16 protein-coding genes are annotated in these 18,984 nt (G+C 34.6%); 7 read left to right on the top strand and 9 right to left on the bottom strand.

The features are described 5' to 3' along the window. Positions 1 to 235 precede the first annotated feature (235 nt). Positions 236 to 532 carry an isoamylase early set domain-containing protein gene (locus ABJM36_RS14005; protein WP_348452124.1) on the top strand — a complete coding sequence of 99 codons (297 nt, stop codon included), beginning with the start codon at positions 236 to 238 and terminating at the stop codon, positions 530 to 532. 102 nt (positions 533 to 634) lie between these two features. On the opposite strand, the gene ABJM36_RS14000 is transcribed toward ABJM36_RS14005, so the two are convergent. The 5 genes from ABJM36_RS14000 to ABJM36_RS13980 all read right to left on the bottom strand — a co-directional run bounded on the left by ABJM36_RS14000 (position 635) and on the right by ABJM36_RS13980 (position 5,776). Beyond that, positions 635 to 1,459 carry a thymidylate synthase gene (locus ABJM36_RS14000; RefSeq protein WP_348452210.1) on the bottom strand — a complete coding sequence of 275 codons (825 nt, stop codon included), beginning with the start codon at positions 1,457 to 1,459 and terminating at the stop codon, positions 635 to 637. Between the two features lie 193 nt (positions 1,460 to 1,652). Further along, positions 1,653 to 3,179, bottom strand: coding sequence for a nucleoside transporter C-terminal domain-containing protein (locus ABJM36_RS13995; RefSeq protein ID WP_348452123.1), 1,527 nt, complete (start codon positions 3,177 to 3,179; stop codon positions 1,653 to 1,655). A gap of 15 nt (positions 3,180 to 3,194) precedes the next feature. Further along, positions 3,195 to 3,818, bottom strand: coding sequence for a bifunctional nuclease domain-containing protein (locus ABJM36_RS13990; RefSeq protein ID WP_348452122.1), 624 nt, complete (start codon positions 3,816 to 3,818; stop codon positions 3,195 to 3,197). Between the two features lie 146 nt (positions 3,819 to 3,964). After that, entirely contained in the window at positions 3,965 to 4,924 is a 960-nt protein-coding gene (locus tag ABJM36_RS13985) for an electron transfer flavoprotein subunit alpha/FixB family protein (protein WP_348452121.1), read from the bottom strand. 105 nt (positions 4,925 to 5,029) lie between these two features. Then, a complete protein-coding gene (locus tag ABJM36_RS13980; protein ID WP_348452120.1) occupies positions 5,030 to 5,776 on the bottom strand; it encodes an electron transfer flavoprotein subunit beta/FixA family protein in 747 nt (248 codons plus the stop codon). Between the two features lie 156 nt (positions 5,777 to 5,932). On the opposite strand from ABJM36_RS13980, the gene ABJM36_RS13975 reads away from it, so the two are divergent. Together ABJM36_RS13975 and ABJM36_RS13970 are read left to right on the top strand one after the other, a co-directional pair. Continuing rightward, complete coding sequence (locus ABJM36_RS13975) at positions 5,933 to 6,910, top strand: pyruvate dehydrogenase complex E1 component subunit beta (protein ID WP_348452119.1); 978 nt, start codon at positions 5,933 to 5,935, stop codon at positions 6,908 to 6,910. A 63-nt stretch (positions 6,911 to 6,973) separates the two neighbouring features. Next, positions 6,974 to 9,481, top strand: a complete 2,508-nt coding sequence (locus tag ABJM36_RS13970; RefSeq protein ID WP_348452118.1) for a DUF5686 family protein — start codon at positions 6,974 to 6,976, stop codon at positions 9,479 to 9,481. Between the two features lie 97 nt (positions 9,482 to 9,578). Here ABJM36_RS13970 and ABJM36_RS13965 read toward each other — a convergent pair whose 3' ends face one another. From ABJM36_RS13965 to metK, 4 genes are all read right to left on the bottom strand, one after another. Beyond that, positions 9,579 to 9,863, bottom strand: a complete 285-nt coding sequence (locus tag ABJM36_RS13965; RefSeq protein ID WP_348452117.1) for a hypothetical protein — start codon at positions 9,861 to 9,863, stop codon at positions 9,579 to 9,581. A 443-nt stretch (positions 9,864 to 10,306) separates the two neighbouring features. Then, positions 10,307 to 10,741: a DUF4174 domain-containing protein gene (locus ABJM36_RS13960; protein WP_348452116.1), complete on the bottom strand. Its 435-nt coding sequence runs from the start codon at positions 10,739 to 10,741 to the stop codon at positions 10,307 to 10,309. Between the two features lie 169 nt (positions 10,742 to 10,910). After that, on the bottom strand, positions 10,911 to 11,342 hold the full coding sequence (locus ABJM36_RS13955; protein WP_348452115.1) for an SRPBCC family protein: 432 nt from the start codon (positions 11,340 to 11,342) through the stop codon (positions 10,911 to 10,913). 160 nt (positions 11,343 to 11,502) lie between these two features. Continuing rightward, the gene (metK, locus tag ABJM36_RS13950) at positions 11,503 to 12,756 is read right to left on the bottom strand and encodes a methionine adenosyltransferase (RefSeq protein ID WP_348452114.1); all 1,254 of its coding nucleotides are present in this window, start codon (positions 12,754 to 12,756) and stop codon (positions 11,503 to 11,505) included. A gap of 608 nt (positions 12,757 to 13,364) precedes the next feature. Between metK and ilvD the strand changes: the two genes are divergently transcribed. Genes ilvD through ilvC form a run of 4 tightly spaced genes read left to right on the top strand, consistent with a single transcriptional unit; the run spans position 13,365 to position 18,869 of the window. After that, the gene (ilvD, locus tag ABJM36_RS13945) at positions 13,365 to 15,047 is read left to right on the top strand and encodes a dihydroxy-acid dehydratase (RefSeq protein ID WP_348452113.1); all 1,683 of its coding nucleotides are present in this window, start codon (positions 13,365 to 13,367) and stop codon (positions 15,045 to 15,047) included. Between the two features lie 51 nt (positions 15,048 to 15,098). After that, the gene (gene ilvB, locus ABJM36_RS13940) at positions 15,099 to 16,832 is read left to right on the top strand and encodes a biosynthetic-type acetolactate synthase large subunit (protein WP_348452112.1); all 1,734 of its coding nucleotides are present in this window, start codon (positions 15,099 to 15,101) and stop codon (positions 16,830 to 16,832) included. 10 nt (positions 16,833 to 16,842) lie between these two features. Beyond that, the gene (ilvN, locus tag ABJM36_RS13935; RefSeq protein WP_348452111.1) at positions 16,843 to 17,376 is read left to right on the top strand and encodes an acetolactate synthase small subunit; all 534 of its coding nucleotides are present in this window, start codon (positions 16,843 to 16,845) and stop codon (positions 17,374 to 17,376) included. Between the two features lie 17 nt (positions 17,377 to 17,393). After that, positions 17,394 to 18,869, top strand: coding sequence for a ketol-acid reductoisomerase (gene ilvC / locus ABJM36_RS13930; RefSeq protein ID WP_348452110.1), 1,476 nt, complete (start codon positions 17,394 to 17,396; stop codon positions 18,867 to 18,869). Positions 18,870 to 18,984 lie beyond the last annotated feature (115 nt).

Raw genomic sequence — 18,984 nt, 5'->3', positions numbered from 1 at the left:
ATTAAAAGATTTTGGTTTTAAAACGACCTGATAATCAGTGTAAAGCGGTTGTTTGTATATGATAATACTTTAAATTAATAGGTAATTTATTACATACTTGATTGTTTTGAAGAATACATTTTGCCAAATCGATAATTTTTTAAAAGTAAAGAGACTTAAATAGTTACGGATTTCAATTTGTTAGTAAATTTGTAATGCTTTTAAGTATTAAATTAAAATATTAAAACATAGAATTATGGCTATTAAAAAACAATTTTTAAAAAGTAAACCAGTTTGTAAAGTAACATTTACTGTACCAGCAGAAGATGCTAAAAAGGTATCTGTAGTTGGATCATTTAATGAATGGAATGCTAAAAAGGCTCCACTTAAAAAATTAAAAAATGGATCTTTTAAGGGGACTGTTGATTTAGAATCTGGTAATTCTTACGAGTTTAAGTATGTTGTTGATGGTGTTTATGTAAACGACGATGCAGCTGATGCTTATGCGTGGAATGATTTTGCTGGAGCAGAAAACGGGATTATAAAATTATAATCACGCTTACATATAAACAAAAGAGCACCTCGTTTGAAGTGCTTTTTTGTTCCTTTTTTTGTAATGTTTCTGTAACTATTTAGACCACTCTTTTTGGTGTTACTAAATGGCTACGGCACCTTTTATATGCGGATGCGGATTATAATCAACCAAAGTAAAATCCTCAAAATCAAAGTCGAAAATATCTTTAATGTTTGGATTTAAAATCATTTTTGGCAACGGACGAATATCTCTAGAGAGTTGTAATTCAACCTGATCAAAATGATTACTGTAAATATGTGCATCGCCAAAGGTATGTATAAATTCACCAGCCTCATAACCACAAACTTGCGCCATCATCATGGTGAATAAAGCATAGGATGCAATGTTAAAAGGCACGCCTAAAAATATATCTGCACTACGTTGGTATAGTTGACAAGACAGTTTTCCATTGGCTACATAAAATTGAAAAAAGGCATGACAAGGCGGAAGTGCCGCTTTGCCATTAGCTACATTTTCACCAAAGCTTTTAGAGGTGTCTGGTAAAACCGATGGATTCCATGCTGAAACCAACATACGCCTGCTATTTGGGTTGTTTTTTAATGTATGTATGATGTCTTTAATTTGGTCAATATCATCATTATTCCAATTACGCCATTGGTGACCATATACAGGTCCTAAATCGCCATTCTCATCAGCCCATTCATTCCAGATACGCACACCGTTTTCGGTAAGATATTTGGTGTTTGTATCCCCCTTTAAAAACCAAAGTAATTCATAAACAATAGATTTTAAATGTAGTTTCTTGGTGGTTACCATAGGGAAGCCTTCACTTAAATCGAATCGCATTTGGTGACCAAAAACACTTTTAGTTCCTGTTCCTGTGCGATCTCCTTTTTCGTTACCGTTTTCTAAAACGTGTTTTACTAAGTCGTGATATTGTTTCATAAGCGATATTCCTGTCAAAGCAGAAATCTTTTATTTAAAAAGTTATTTGGGTAGCAATGAAGCTCATTTCTTTGCAGTTACGAAATTAAAGAAAAAGAGAGGTTATTGGTGTTTTTTAACCCCGTTAGATATTAAAAGTTATTAACGAGGTGTTGGCTTTAGAAAAAAAGTATTTTTCTGCAACGGTTTACCTTTAGCCAATAATCATACCGGCAATAGTAGCTGAGATTAACGAAGCAATAGTACCACCAATTAAGGCTTTCATTCCAAATTTAGAAAGCGTTTTGCGCTGTCCGGGAGCCAAAGAACCAATTCCGCCAATTTGAATTCCTATAGATGCAAAATTAGCAAATCCACAAAGCATATAAGTAGCCATGATTATTGATTTCTCGTAATTAAGATGCACAACGTTTGATACTTCTTTTAAATCTCTTAATTGAATATAACCAATAAACTCACTAGCTGCCAATTTGATTCCTAATAGTTGCCCCATTAAAGCCATATCTTCTTTTGCAACACCAATAAGCCACATAAGCGGAGCAAAAATGTAGCCTAAAATAAGCTCAAGAGATAAATTTTTATAGGTAGTATTAGTGGCTATCCAACCATTAATTGAAGTAACATCGCCAACCCAACCTAAAATACCATTAAACATAGCAATAAAAGCAACAAATACTAAAAGCATGGCGCCAACATTTACAGCAAGTTTTAAGCCTTCAGTCGTGCCATTAGCAATAGCATCTAAAAAGTTTGAACCTATTTTTTCTTGTGAGACTGATACATCGGTGTTTACATCTTCGGTTTGCGGATATAGAATTTTTGAAATTACTATTGCGCCTGGTGCAGCCATTACCGATGCTGCTAATAAATGCTTGGCGTAAAATAATCTTAATTCTGGATTGTCTCCACCTAAAAAGCCAATATAGGCTGCTAGCACTGCCCCTGCAACAGTGGCCATACCACCAATCATAACCAACAGCATTTCAGACTTATTCATTTTTTCTAAGTAAGCCTTAATTAAAAGTGGGGCTTCGGTTTGTCCTAAAAAGATGTTTCCGGCAACACTTAAGCTTTCTGCTCCGGATATTTTTAATGTTTTGGAAAGTAACCAAGCCATTACTTTTACTACCTTTTGAATAATTCCTAAGTAAAAAAGTACGGAGGTTAATGCTGAAAAGAAGATGATAGTTGGGAGTACTTGAAAGGCAAAAATAAAGCCAAAAGTATCCATGTCTACAACCAAGCCTTCAAATAGAAATTTACTTCCAGCCCTTGTAAAATCTAAAACGCTAACAAATAGGCTGCCAATAAATTCAAAAATAGTTTTTATGACTTCAACTTTTAAAACACCTATTGCAATAAGTAATTGAAAGGCTAACCCAATACCAACAATTTTCCAATTAATGGCTTTGCGGTTACTACTAAAAAGGAAGGCCACGAAAACTAAAGTAACCATTCCTAATACACCTCGCCACAAACTAGTTATGGAGAATCCTTGACTTGGTGTAATGGTATTTGTACTTGTAGGAATTTGTGATATTTGAGTTGCTTCTGTTTTGATTTCAGCCAAATTAATAGATGTAGAATCTACTAAAACAGTTTCTGTTTGCGAGATTTCTTCAATAAGTTCAGTGGCATCTGTTTTGTCTATATCTTGCGCTATAACTGATGAGGTGAAACATAAAAATATAACAGCAATGCGCAAAAACAGCTTTTTCATACTAAAAATTAAGGGTTATTCTCGTTTTGAGATTTCATCACGAATATGAGCGGCTTTCTCATAATCTTCATTTATAACGGCTTCTTCAAGCATTGTTTGAAGTTCTTCTAAAGTTTTACCTTGGAAACGTTCGCGTGGTTCGTCTTTAGGTTCTAACTCAGAAGCCACTAACTCATCCATTAAAATACTGTCTTGAGTTTCGTTTTCGTCTTCTTCTTTAGGGTTCACTTTTAAGTAAATACCGGCTTTATCAAGAATATTTTTGTATGTAAATATTGGTGCTTCAAAACGAAGTGCTAACGCAATAGCATCACTAGTTCGGGCATCAATAATTTCTTCAATTTTATCGCGTTCGCAAATTAAGCTAGAGTAAAAAACGCCATCAACCAATTTATGTATGATAACTTGTTTAACAACAACATCAAATCTATCGGCAAAGTTTTTAAATAAATCGTGTGTTAATGGTCGAGGCGGACTAATTTCCTTCTCTAATGCAATGGCAATAGACTGCGCTTCAAACGCCCCTATAACAATAGGTAGTTTGCGGTCCCCTTCTACTTCATTTAAAATTAAAGCATATGCGCCATTTTGTGTTTGGCTGTAGGAAATGCCTTTTATATTTAATCTTACTAAACTCATAATGTATTAAAAACGCAAAGAACTGCTTAAATTAGAACTTTACCAACTGCACAAGGCAATTTTAAGTCAAAATGCTAATTTAAGCAGTTCTATAGTATTATACCAATTATAATTTAAAAATAAGCTATAATTGCTATTACAAAATATTATTGCTGTGCTTTAAAAGCTTTTAATTTCTCTATTAATTCGGGAACCACTTGAAAAGCATCTCCAACAACACCGTAATCTGCAGCTTTAAAGAAAGGTGCTTCTGGATCTGTATTAATTACTACTTTTACTTTTGAAGCATTAATTCCGGCTAAATGTTGTATAGCTCCGGAAATTCCAATAGCTATATATAAGTTTGATGCTACAGGTTTTCCTGTTTGCCCAACGTGTTCACTGTGTGGACGCCACCCTAAATCTGAAACTGGTTTAGAGCAGGCTGTTGCAGCTCCTAAAACATCTGCAAGTTCTTCAATCATGCCCCAGTTTTCTGGACCCTTTAACCCTCGACCGCCAGACACTACTATTTCAGCATCAGCAATTGATACTTTATCTGTAGCTTTATCAACCGATTCTACTGTAACTCCTAGTTCTGGAATATTAGGCGAGAACTCTTCCGCGGAAGCGCTACCACTATTTTCAACTAACCCAAAGGCGTTATTAGATACACCTACAATTTTAATATCGGTGCTTATTTGAGTGTTTTCGAAAGCTTTATTGGTAAATGCGGTACGTTTTACAGTAAAGGGACTCGTATTTGATGGCGCTGCTATCACGTTTGACGCGTAACCCGCATTTAGACCTACGGCTAATAAGGGTGCTAAATATTTGCTATCTGCACTGGAGCTTACAACAACAACTTGTGCACTTTCACTTTCGGCAGCTTGTTTAATGGCAGAAGCGTATGCGTTCGCATTAAATTTATCAAGTTGCGCATTGGTTATATTTAACACTTTATCTACGCCATAAGTACCTAAGGTACTAGTGTCGTTTGCGTTTATGGCTACAGCAGTAACCGTAGTTCCTAATTGATTTGCAACTGCTTTTGCATAAGAAGCCACCTCGAAAGCTGTTTTTTTAAAGGCACCTTGTTCTGATTCTGTATATACTAAGACTGACATATATTACTTTGTTTTTCATTCCCGTAATGAAGGGAATCTTAATTATTTTTTATCGTTTACATCAAAAAGATCCTGAAAATAAACTCAGGATGATTTAATATATGATTAAATCACTTTAGCTTCGTTATGAAGTAAACTTACTAATTCGTCTAAATTATCTGGAGATACTAAAGTAACTGCACCTTTTGGTGTTGGTTTTTCAAATGAAACTGAGGCCGTTTCTTGATTGGCATCTACAGGTTCAACAACATTTAATGGTTTTTTACGAGCCATCATTATACCTCTCATGTTAGGGATGCGTAAATCGCTCTCTTCAACCAATCCTTTTTGGCCACCAATAACCAAAGGAAGGGATGTTGAAACAGTTTCTTTTCCACCATCAATTTCTCTTATGGCTTTAGCTGAAGTGCCATCAACCTCTAATCCAATACAATTATTTACAAAATTAGCATTAAGCAAACCAGCAACCATACCAGGAACCATTCCGCCATTGTAATCAATAGATTCACGACCAGCAATAACTAGATCGTATCCGCCAATACTAACAACATTAGCTAGTTGTTTTGCTACAGAAAATCCATCGGTAGCTACGGTATTAACACGTATAGCTTCATCTGCGCCAATAGCTAATGCTTTTCTTAAAGTAGGTTCAGTTTCTGCACCACCAATATTAACCACGGTAACCGAAGCACCTTGCTTCTCTTTAAACCACATAGCACGTGTTAAACCAAATTCGTCATTTGGGTTAATAACAAATTGTACGCCACTAGTATCAAATTTAGTATCGTTTTCGCTAAAATTAATTTTCGATGTTGTATCCGGTACGTGACTTATACACACTAATATTTTCATTTTTTTATGTATTTAGATGTCTTGTTTTTTTCAGTTTACGAAGTTAAATATAAAATTCTAAATATTTACTATGCATGCATAGTAAATTTTAAAAAAAACTTGTAAGAGGGTAACTCATTTATTGTTATTTTTGCTATTCGAATCAAAATATATTCAATGAAGACAATTCAATTTAGAGAAGCCATTTGCGAAGCAATGAGCGAAGAAATGCGCAGAGACGAAAGCGTGTATTTAATGGGTGAAGAAGTAGCTGAGTATAACGGAGCTTATAAAGCATCAAAGGGAATGCTTGATGAATTTGGAGCAAAGCGTGTTATCGATACGCCTATTGCAGAACTTGGTTTTGCTGGTATCGCTATCGGGTCTACAATGACGGGAAACAGACCAATTGTAGAGTACATGACTTTTAACTTCTCTTTAGTTGGAATTGATCAAATAATAAATAATGCTGCAAAAATTAGACAAATGTCTGGTGGGCAGTTTAAATGTCCTATTGTATTTCGTGGGCCAACAGGTTCTGCAGGTCAATTAGGAGCAACACACTCGCAAGCTTTCGAAAACTGGTTTGCAAATACTCCAGGGTTAAAGGTAGTTGTACCATCTAATCCTTACGATGCAAAAGGTTTATTAAAAGCTGCAATTAGAGATGACGATCCAGTTATTTTTATGGAAAGTGAGCAAATGTATGGTGATAAAGGTGAAGTGCCAGAAGGTGAGTATATTGTACCAATTGGTGTTGCCGAATTAAAACGTAAAGGTACAGATGTTACTATCGTATCTTTTGGTAAAATTATAAAAGAAGCTTACAAGGCTGCCGATGAGTTAGAGAAAGAAGGTATTTCTTGTGAGATTATCGATTTACGTACGGTTCGTCCTTTAGATAGAAAGGCTATTGTTGAGTCGGTTAAAAAAACAAACAGATTAGTAATTTTAGAAGAAGCATGGCCTTTTGGAAATGTGGCAACCGAAATTACATATTTAGTGCAATCTGAAGCATTTGATTATTTAGATGCGCCAATAGTAAAAATAAACACAGCTGATACTCCAGCGCCTTATTCTCCTACTTTATTGGCAGAATGGTTACCGGATTATACCGAAGTTATCAAAGCTGTTAAAAAGGTACTATATAAATAAAACAACATTTTTTACGTTATATAAACTTCATTAGCATAATTGTTGATGAAGTTTTTTTGTATTATGAATATAAGATTAATTATTGCCCTTTTCTACCTCGGATTATCTTCTGCGTATGCACAAACCAAAGTTAGTGGTTTTGTGTTCGATGAATATAATGAACCTGTTTCCTTCGCAAATATTGTGTTTAAAGGATCTACAGAAGGTACCATAACTAACGAAAATGGAAAATTCTATTTAGAGTCTGATGCTACTTGGGATGGGTTGGTTGTTACCTTTATAGGTTACGAAACGTTACATGTACCATTAGAAAAAAAGGTAAACTACAATTTAAAGTTTGTCCTTAAAGAAGAAACCGCCGAATTAAATACGGTACTTATTGTGTCTGGAAAACAATCTAAAAAGGATAATCCGGCTATAGACATTTTAAGAAAAATTTGGGCACATAAACGAAGTAATGGTTTAAAGCAATTTAAACAATACGAATTCGATAAATACGAAAAAGTAGAATTCGATTTAAATACCATAGATAGTGCGCTTATTAAAAGCAAGCTGTTTAAGGGTATGGAGTTTGTGTTTAACGAGGTAGATACATCAAACGTTACAGGAAAAACCTATTTGCCTATTTTTATAAACGAAGCCGTTTCAAAAGTATATGGCGATAATGTTATTAATAAAACCAAAGAAGACTTACTAGGTAACAAAAACTCCGGATTTAGTGATAATCAAATTATTATAGATTTTATAGGCGATTTGTATTCTGATTTTAACGTGTACGATAATTACATGAAATTTTTCGATAAAAGTTTTGTTAGTCCTATATCTAAAACAGGCATTAACACTTATAACTATGTTTTGTCCGACAGTGCTTTTATCGATAATAAATGGTGTTATAATATTATTTACTACCCACGACGAAAAAATGAATTGACTTTTAAAGGCGATTTTTGGGTGGCAGATACCACCTATGCTCTTAAGGAAATTAATCTTCAAGCTTCAAAAAGTGCCAATATTAACTGGGTTAAAGAAATTTATATTGAGCAGGAATTCGAGGTGTTAAGCGATTCTCTTTTCTTGGTGACAAGAGATTATATGTTGTCGGATTTTGCTTTTAATAAAAAAGAAAAGTCTCGAGGTGTTTACGGAAAACGTACCACATTATACAATAATTATAAGTTTGATATTGAAAAGGATAAAAAATTCTACGATGCAGAAGTTTATAATTATGATAAGGATGTTTATAATAGAGATGATGAGTTTTGGGGTGAAAACCGATTAGAAGCTTTAAATAAAGACGAGAAAGGGGTTTATAAAATGTTAGACACTCTTAAAACGGTTAAAAAGTTTAAACGTTTGTATAATTTAGGTAGCATTTTAGCTTCGGGGTATATTGAGTTTAATACGTTGCCTTTAGATTATGGACCCGTTTTTTCAACTTTTGGATATAACGAAGTTGAAGGTTTACGTTTAAGAACTGGAGGGCGAACCTATTTTGGGCCGAATGATTTATGGCGATTAGAAGGGTTTTTAGCCTATGGAGTGGACGACGATAAATTTAAATATGGAATTTCTGGTAAATGGCTAGTCGATAAAAAAAGCCGACTCATTATTTCTGGAGGAAACCGACGTGATATCGAGCAAATAGGAGCTAGCTTAACTACTAGTACCGATGTATTGGGAAGGAGTTTAGCATCGTCTTCAGTAGTGGGAACAAGTACAAACGATAAACTTACCAATATTAATCTAACAAGTTTGGCGGTTGAAGCAGAACCTTGGCGTAATGTTATTTTTAGATTAGGAGGGAATTACAGGACTTTAGAATCGGCATCGCCAACTTTTAGTTTAGATTATAATACGCCAACTGGTATAGCTTCAGAAATAACACAATTTGAATCCAACTTATCGGTGTCTTATTTTCCAGGACGTAAAATGACTGGTTTTGGGGTGGAACGTAGAGTAGCTAACGATTATTACTCGCGTTTGTTTGCTCAAGTAACACGTGGGGATAAAAGTTTGTTTAATAGCGACTTCGATTATACTAAAGTGCAGTTTTCATACACACAACCTTGGCAAATGGGTGGTTTTGGAAGGTTAAATACTACCTTTGAGGCTGGTAAAACCTTTGGTGAAGTACCACTTGGTTTGTTGAGTGTTATTCCAGGAAATCAATCGTATTTTTCAATTTATAATACTTTTTCACAGCTTGATTTTTACGAGTTTGTGTCCGATACTTATGCTTCTTTTCATTTTGAGCATAATTTTAACGGGCGCTTATTTTCAAGAATTCCGTTTTTACGTAAGTTAAATCTGCGAGAAATTGTAAGTGTACGCGGTGTTATGGGAAGTATAACAGACAAAAACGTTGTATTAAATAATGTGCCAAGTAATCCTAATAATATCGAGTTAGTGGCACCATCAAATGAGCCATATTACGAATATAGTTTAGGTGTAGGTAATATTTTTAAGGTACTTAGAATAGATTTTAATTTTAGAGGAAATTACAAAGATAAAGCGCTATATCCTGATGCAAGAAAATTTGGCGTTACGGGGAGCTTTGGGTTTTATTTTTAACATGCCAAAGTATTATTTTTTATTTGTAAAATATAAAAAAGGGCTTATATAAGCCCTTTTTTATGAATGCAATTTGGTTAAAATAATAAATTACTTACTATTTTTCACGTAATTTTTTAATTCCAAATATGGCGGCAGCAGCTAATATAACGCCGAGACCACCGTCTAGAGGAACCCCACTGTTTCCACCGTTACCATTATTATTGGTTGAAGCACCATTTGTTTGTGTACTCCCGCTGGTAGAATTGTGCTGTCCATCGTTGTTGCTTGTTCCTCCTCCTTGTCCATTGCCACTATTTCCTTGTATGGCATTCATATTTGTAGTAAAAGTCAATGCTAAAAGGATAAACGCAAATGTAATAGCTTTGTTTTTTGTTTGCATCTTTTTATATAATTAAGTGTTAGAAAACAGAAGTTAGTTTATTTCTAGAAATAAACTGTCTTTTTTCGATTAAACGCATTTTTGTGCGTTAAAAGACGAATCAACAGATTGTAATGTATTGGTAATCAAATACTTGCAGTTGTAAATAAGCTTAGTTTTGGTAAGGTAATAATACAGTTTTTTTTAAAGGTAGGTTTTTATTCCAAAATATGTAGCTTCTAAATATTAATATAGTAGGACCAAAATTTATCGGAATTGAACTGCCGTTTCTGTTTCTTTTAGTTTTTTTAAGGCGTTGTGCTAGGAATGCAGTTTAGGTGTAGCTATTATTTTTAAAGTGCTTAGAATAGACTTTATTTGTAGAGGAATTTATAAAGATTAAGCGCTATAGCCTGATGCAAGTAAATTTGGTGTTACCGGGAGCTTTGGGTTTTATTTTTAAATTATTTGCGCTTTCGCTTTAATTCAGATTTTCGCATTGGCATAACGTCTATGGTCTCGAATAAGGTCTTACAGGTTAGTAAATGGCTTTGTCTTAACTTTATGCCCCCATCTAAACCAATTAATATAACTTCAAAAGGGGAGTTTGCCGAATTGTATTTATTATAAAGTTTGGATGCATTCTGCCATTCGGCATCTTTTAAACCAATATGGTAAGTATGTTTTGTTATTTGGTAAACTATAAGTTTTCGATCTGTTAGCTCGTTTTCTTGTGTTTGTAATTCTTTTATTTGATTTTGAAAAGTAATGGTGTCAGTAGCATCTGTTAAAACTAATAAAACCCGATTTTCCCACTGATGTGATGCTATGTTTTGAGACATTCCTTTATTGGAATTTATAATTGCAATTATAAAAAGTAAAATTTTGAGAGTTTTCATATTCTAAGGGTTTTGGCAAGTTTGTTTTACGTGTCTGCGTGTCGCTTTGTTACGATTGAGTGCTATGATAAATTTAGCAAAAAGGGAAGAAAATGCAGAAATCTGTTAGGTTTCTCTTAAAACCATTAAATGCCACGCACTGAATTACACAAGTTGTTGGTAATAGTAGTTATTTCTCTGCATATTCTTTAAAAGCGTTCAAATATTTCATGGATTGCTTTTTAAACATCCCTTTCATTAAAGGGCCAATAAATTTCATAATTCCTTTTAATTGGAAATAACTGTTGTTGATTTGTTTTGTGGTATTATCATTTAGTTTTTCAAATACCATTTCCACTTCATTGTATCCCATCGAACTGGTAAATGCAAACTTGATTTGGTAAGGCATGTTTTGTTCAATGATGGTTTCATTTATGACAAACTTTTTATTTTTATGCAAGGAATGAAATCTGCTTTTAGCACCTACTTCATAAGGCTTATCAGACAAGCGCTCTATTTTTTGTAGGCCTTCCATCCATTGTAAAGCGCCATCAGGTTCCATAAACTTTTCTGCCACTACTTTAATAGGCTTGTTAATGGTGTTTGAAATGGTATATTTCATAGCTAAGGATTTAATTTAGAGTGGCATATTGCGCTTTGTTATTTTATTAAAGCTAACCGATGTTAAACGAATTTAGGTGAAAATTTTGATAAAGTCAAACGCATAAAAAAAGACCACCTTAAAAAAAGTGGTCTTTTAATTATAAATTAAGCTTTAAGTTTTACAACCCAAAAGCGGTTTTTACTTTATCAACATAATCTAATTTCTCCCAAGTAAATAGCTCAACATCTAGTGTTATGTTTTCGCCATTAGGCTGAGAAAAAGTTTTGGTTATGGTTTCGTTTTTACGCCCCATGTGTCCGTAAGCGGCAGTTTCGCTGTACATTGGTGAGCGTAATTTTAAACGTTCTTCAATAGCAAATGGTCTCATGTCAAAAATTTCAGAAACTTTTTCGGCAATTTCACCATCGGTTAAATTGAACGGGCAAGTTCCGTAAGTATCTACAAAAATCCCCATAGGTTCAACAACACCAATAGCGTAACTTACTTGTACTAAAATTTCGTCTGCAACTCCAGCTGCAACTAAGTTTTTAGCAATATGTCTTGTTGCATAAGCAGCACTTCTGTCTACCTTACTTGGGTCTTTTCCAGAAAATGCACCACCACCATGAGCACCTTTTCCACCATAGGTGTCAACAATAATTTTACGTCCAGTTAAACCAGTATCGCCATGTGGGCCACCAATTACAAATTTTCCTGTTGGGTTAATATGGTAGGTAATATCGTCGTTAAATAGTTTCTGAGTATCTTCAGGAAGTTTAGCAACTACTCTTGGTATTAATATCTCAACGATGTCTTTTCTAATTTTAGCAAGCATGGTTTCATCTTCATCAAAATCGTCATGCTGCGTCGATACCACAATAGCATCAATTCGTTGCGGCACGTTGTCATCGCTATATTCAATAGTCACCTGGCTTTTAGAATCTGGTCTTAAATACGTAATGTCTTTTTCTTCACGACGTAATTCAGCAAGTTCAATTAAAATTCTGTGCGATAAATCCAAAGCCAAAGGCATAAAGTTTTCGGTTTCGTTAGTGGCATAACCAAACATCATGCCTTGGTCGCCAGCACCTTGTTCTTCTTTGATACCACGGTCTACACCTTGATTAATTTCCTGAGATTGCTCATGAATGGCCGATAAAACGCCACAAGAATTCCCATCAAACATGTATTCGCCTTTGGTATAACCAATCTTGTTTATGGTGTCTCTTGCTATTTTTTGTACATCTAAATAGGTGGTCGATTTTACTTCGCCCGCAAGTATAACCTGTCCTGTTGTAACTAATGTTTCACAAGCTACTTTCGATGCTGCATCAAAAGCTAAAAAGTTATCAATTAATGCATCGCTAATTTGGTCTGCGACCTTGTCTGGGTGTCCTTCAGATACACTCTCTGAAGTGAATAAATATGCCATAATTATTATTTTACGGTAAGATTTGACGAGAACGTCGAAGGAAGTTTACACTGCCTTTAGCATTTTTGTTTACATTAACTTAAATTTTAATGTAAAGAGGTTGCAATCAGTCAAATCTTTCCTCTTATTATTTGTTTTCGCAAAAGTAAAAAAATAAAAGAATATGTGTGTCTGTTTTTGTTTTTTTTGGCAATAAGTTGGCTGTTAAAATTTAAATGTAAATATTTGCACAATCCTGATGAAAAAACATTTTTTGAATATGCGCCCTATTTATGTCCTTGTGATTATTTCACAAGGCTAAGGAAGGGTGTTTAAAACAAAATTAAATAATAATAACCTTCCTGAATTAGGAAGGTTTTTTTATGAACTTTTTTTTTGTTTTGAACATCATAAAAAAATCCATCTAAAAAGCTGGTAAACAGGTGATTGAGTTGATTTTTACAGTCATGGATTTAACCTGAAAAGACAAAGGTTATCGGCTATAAGAAGCTAATAAATTAATTTCGACAAGTTGTTTTGGTGAAATTGAAGAGTTTTTAATAAAAAGCTGAATTTACTGAGAATACAAAAATAAAATAAGCTAAAGACTAAAGTTGTTTGCAATAAATATGAAAGAACTTAATAAACATAGTAAAAGACTAACACAAGACGAATCTCAACCAGCATCTCAAGCCATGTTATATGCAGTCGGTTTAACAGATGAAGACATGCAAAAGGCTCAAGTGGGTATTGCAAGTACTGGCTACGACGGAAACCCATGTAACATGCACTTAAATAATTTAGCTGCCGAGGTTAAAATTGAGTGTAAAATAACCAATATGGTAGGTTTAGGGTTTAATACTATTGGTGTTAGTGATGGTATTTCTATGGGAACTTCGGGTATGAATTACTCTTTAGCATCTCGTGATATTATTGCAGATTCAATTGAAACGGTAATGAACGCGCAAAGTTATGATGCTTTAGTTTCTGTTGTTGGATGCGATAAAAATATGCCAGGAGCAGTTATTGCGATGTTGCGTTTAAACCGTCCGTCAATTATGATGTATGGAGGAACGATTGCGTCTGGGAAATATAAAGGAAGAAAATTAAATATCGTTTCGGCTTTCGAGGCTTTAGGTCAAAAAGTAGCTGGCGAAATTGGTGAAGAAGAATATAGAGAAATTATAAAGAGTGCTATTCCAGGAGCAGGAGCTTGTGGTGGTATGTATACCGCAAATACAATGGCTTCGGCAATTGAATGTATGGGGTTTGCATTACCATATAACTCATCTATTCCTGCAGAAAATCCTAATAAATTATCGGAAAGCGAAAGAACAGCAAGAGCTATTAAAAACCTTTTAGAATTAGATTTAAAGCCTTTAGATATTATTTCGAAAAAATCTATTGAAAATGCGATTGCGTTAGTAAATGCTTTAGGAGGTTCTACAAATGCAGTGTTGCACTTTTTAGCTATTGCACATGCTGCAGATATTGAGTTTACGTTAGAGGATTTTCAACGTGTAAGCGATAGAACGCCGTTAATAGCCGATTTAAAACCATCTGGAAAATACCTTATGGAAGATGTTCATGGTGTTGGTGGAACGCCAGCTGTTATGAAGTATCTGCTAGATAATGGTTACTTACATGGGGAATGTTTAACCGTAACAGGAAAAACCTTAGCTGAAAATTTAGCTGATGTTGAGCCTCTTTCCTTTGAGGATGATCAAGATGTTATTTTTCCAAAGGATAAAGCATTAAAATCTTCAGGTAACTTACAGATTCTTTATGGTAACCTAGCAACCGAAGGTGCCGTTGCAAAAATATCAGGAAATGAAGGTTTATTATTTGAAGGGAAAGCTGTGGTTTACGATGGTGAGCAAGCAGCAAATACTGGGATTTCTAATGGTGAAGTTGAAAGAGGTGATGTGGTCGTAATTAGATATGTAGGTCCAAAAGGAGGTCCAGGAATGCCCGAAATGTTAAAACCAACCTCATTAATTATGGGAGCAGGTTTAGGAAAATCGGTAGCATTAATTACCGATGGACGTTTTTCTGGTGGTACACATGGTTTTGTTGTGGGACATATTACACCTGAAGCACAAAATGGTGGAACTATTGGATTAATAAAAACTGGTGATAAAATTAGAATTAGTGCTGAAGATAACTCCATTAATGTTTTACTATCTGATGAAGAATTAGCAGAAAGAAAAGCGCAATGGGTACAACCAGCATTAAAACACAATAAAGGAATATTATACAAATACGCAAAAACGGTAGCATCGGCTTCAAAAGGCTGTGTAACTGATTTGTAATAAATTGTCATTCCTGCGCGGGTAGGAATCTCATCATTTAACGTTGAGACTATGAAAACACAAACATTTAACAAGAACCAAGAAGTGGCAGAAAAAACACAACGTATATCAGGTAGCGAAGCTGTAGTAAGAAGTTTGATGGCAGAGGGTGTTGATATTCTTTATGGATATCCAGGAGGAGCAATTATGCCTGTGTATGACGAATTATATAAATTTAAAGACCAAATACATCACGTATTAACGCGTCATGAACAAGGTGCAGCACATGCCGCTCAAGGGTATGCGCGTATATCTGGTAAAGTTGGCGTTGCAATGGCAACTTCAGGACCAGGGGCAACCAATTTAATAACAGGAATTGCAGATGCTCAAATAGATTCTACACCATTAGTGTGTATTACTGGGCAAGTGTTTTCACATTTATTAGGTAGTGATGCTTTTCAAGAAACCGATATAGTTGGTATTTCTACACCAGTAACAAAATGGAATTGCCAAGTTACTAAAGCAGAAGATATTCCTGCGGCTATTGCCAAAGCATTTTACATTGCTAAAAGCGGAAGACCAGGACCAGTATTGGTCGATATTACTAAAGATGCGCAAGTTGCTGAGTTAGATTTTAATTACGAAAAATGTAGAGGTGTTAGAAGTTATAACCCTGTACCAAAAACTAGTCAAGAGGCTATAAACGCTGCTGCGGAATTGATTAATAATGCTAAAAAACCAATGATTGTTTGGGGGCAAGGTGTTATTTTAGGTCAAGCCGAAGCAGAACTTAAAACCGTTATTGAAAAGGCTGGTATTCCTTCGGCGTGGACAATTCTTGGTGCGTCGGCATTTCCAACATCACATCCTTTAAATATTGGTATGGTTGGTATGCATGGTAATTATGCACCAAATAAATTAACTAACGAGTGCGATGTTTTAATTGCTATAGGTATGCGTTTTGACGATCGTGTTACCGGTAATTTAGATAGTTACGCCAAACAGGCTAAAATTATTCATTTTGATATTGACCCAGCAGAAATTAACAAAAACGTAAAAGTAGATGTTGCTGTTTTAGGAAATTCTAAAGAAAGTTTAGCCATGTTATCTGAAGCTTTAAATACTAATACTCACGACGCGTGGTTAAAAGAATTTAAAGATTTATATGCTATTGAATTCGACCAAGTTATTAATGGTGATATCAACCCAACAAAAGAAGGGTTGACCATGGGCGAGGTTTTAAAGCAAATCAATATAGAAAGTAATGGGAATGCAGCAATTGTTTCAGATGTAGGACAGCATCAAATGATTGCTTGTAGATATGCCGATTTTAATATTACAAAAAGTAATATTACTTCGGGTGGTTTGGGTACTATGGGGTTTGCGCTTCCCGCAGCTATTGGAGCAAAAATGGCAGCGCCAGACCGTGAGGTAGTTGCTATTATTGGCGACGGTGGTTACCAAATGAATATTCAAGAGTTAGGAACCATTTTTCAGCAAAAAGCCGCTGTTAAAATTGTGGTTTTAAATAATGAATTTTTAGGTATGGTGCGTCAATGGCAACAGTTGTTTTTTGATAAGCGTTATGCATCAACCGAAATGACAAATCCAAACTTTGTAGCTATTGCCGAAGGTTATTACATTAAGGCTAGAAAAGTTACTAAACGTGATGAATTGGCAGAAGCTGTAAAAGAAATGATGGCATCAAAAGAGTCTTATTTTTTAGAGGTTTGTGTTGAAAAAGAAGATAACGTGTTTCCAATGATTCCATCAGGAGCATCGGTTTCAGATGTAAGATTAAGTTAAGATTATAGAGATGAACGAAGATATACAATCATTCACAATATCAATTTATACCGAAAATAATATCGGTTTATTGAATCGTATTTCAGCTATTTTTCAGCGTAGACATATCAATATCGAAAGTTTAACAACATCACAATCTGAGATTGATGGTGTCAATCGTTTTGTAATTGTTGTTAATATTAACGAAGACACAGCGTGTAAAATTGTTAAGCAAATTGAAAAACAAGTTGAAACCATAAAAGCATATTACCATACTGAAGACGAAACCATATTTACAGAGTCTTGTATGTTTAAAATAAAATCTGATTTGTTGTTTAACGAACCGCAAATTCAGAATATTATTAAGGAAAGCTATGCTAGAATTGTAACCGTAAACAAAGAGTTTTTTGTGCTTGAAAAATCGGGTAGACGAAACGAAATTGAATCTCTGCGACGCGATTTAAATGGTTTTGGCATAATGCAATTTGTGCGTTCTGGACGCATTGCAGTTACAAAAGATCAAATGAAAATAACCGAATTGCTAAAAGCATTCGATAACCAATAATAACAATTAAATATAAAATGGGAAATTATTTTAACACACTATCTTTAAGAGATAAATTAAATCAATTATCGAAGTGTAGATTTATGGATGCTTCTGAGTTTACTGATGGAGTAACCGCATTAAAAGGAAAGAAAATTGTAGTCGTTGGGTGTGGAGCTCAAGGGTTAAACCAAGGATTAAACATGAGAGATTCTGGTTTAGATATTTCTTATGCTTTACGTGATGCTGCTATTGCAGAAAAACGTCAATCTTTTATTAATGCATCTGAAAACGGATTTACAGTTGGTACTTACCAAGAATTAATTCCTACTGCAGATTTAGTATTAAACTTAACACCAGATAAGCAACATACAAGTGTTGTAAATGCTGTTATGCCTTTAATGAAAAAAGGAGCAACATTATCTTATTCTCACGGTTTTAATATTGTTGAAGAAGGTACTCAAGTACGTGAAGACCTTACCGTTATTATGGTGGCGCCTAAATGTCCTGGAACAGAGGTGAGAGAAGAGTATAAAAGAGGTTTTGGTGTGCCAACATTAATTGCTGTACACGAAGAAAATGATCCTGAAGGAAAAGGTTGGGCACAAGCTAAAGCTTATGCAGTAGCAACTGGAGGTGATAGAGCCGGTGTTTTAGCATCGTCTTTTATTGCTGAGGTAAAGTCTGATTTAATGGGAGAACAAACTATCCTTTGTGGATTGTTACAAACAGGTTCTATCCTTTGTTTCGATAAAATGGTTGAAGAAGGTATTGATGCAGGTTATGCCTCAAAATTAATTCAATACGGTTGGGAAACTGTAACAGAAGGTCTTAAGTATGGTGGTGTAACTAACATGATGGATCGTTTGTCTAACCCAGCAAAAATTAAAGCTTTTGAGTTATCAGAAGAATTAAAAGATATTATGCGTCCATTATTCCAAAAACATATGGATGATATTATTGAAGGTCGTTTTTCTGCCGGAATGATGGCGGATTGGGCTAACAATGATCATGATTTATTAACATGGAGAGCAGCTACTGCTGAAACTAATTTCGAAAAAACGCCAGCAGGTGATGTTGAAATTTCTGAGCAAGAGTACTACGATAACGGTGTGTTAATGGTAGCTATGGTAAGAGCAGGTGTTGAATTAGCTTTTGAAGCTATGACAGATTCTGGAATTATCGATGCATCGGCATACTATGAGTCTTTACACGAAACTCCACTTATTGCAAACACTATTGCAAGACGTAAATTATACGAAATGAATAGTGTGATTTCTGATACTGCAGAGTACGGATGTTATTTGTTCGACCATGCTTGTAAGCCTTTATTAGCTGATTTTATGAAAAATATAAAAACAGATGTTATTGGAAAACCTTACGCTAAAGATAATGGTGAAGGTGTTGATAACGCTAAACTTATAGAAGTAAATGCTGCTTTAAGAAATCACCCAGTTGAAAAAGTTGGTGAGTTCTTAAGAGGATCTATGACGGCTATGAAGCCAATAGTATAAGTTCCGAGTACAACTAAACTAAACTATATTTCAAAAACCTGTCTGATGTTTTCATCTAGACAGGTTTTTTTATGCCATTTCTTAATTTAAGTGAGAAATGGTTTAATAAAAAAAA

Source organism: Algibacter sp., from assembly GCF_039977455.1.
Lineage (GTDB): Bacteria > Bacteroidota > Bacteroidia > Flavobacteriales > Flavobacteriaceae > Algibacter_B.
Note: the sequence above shows the minus strand (reverse complement) of the source record. Positions and strands in the feature narration are given on the sequence as shown.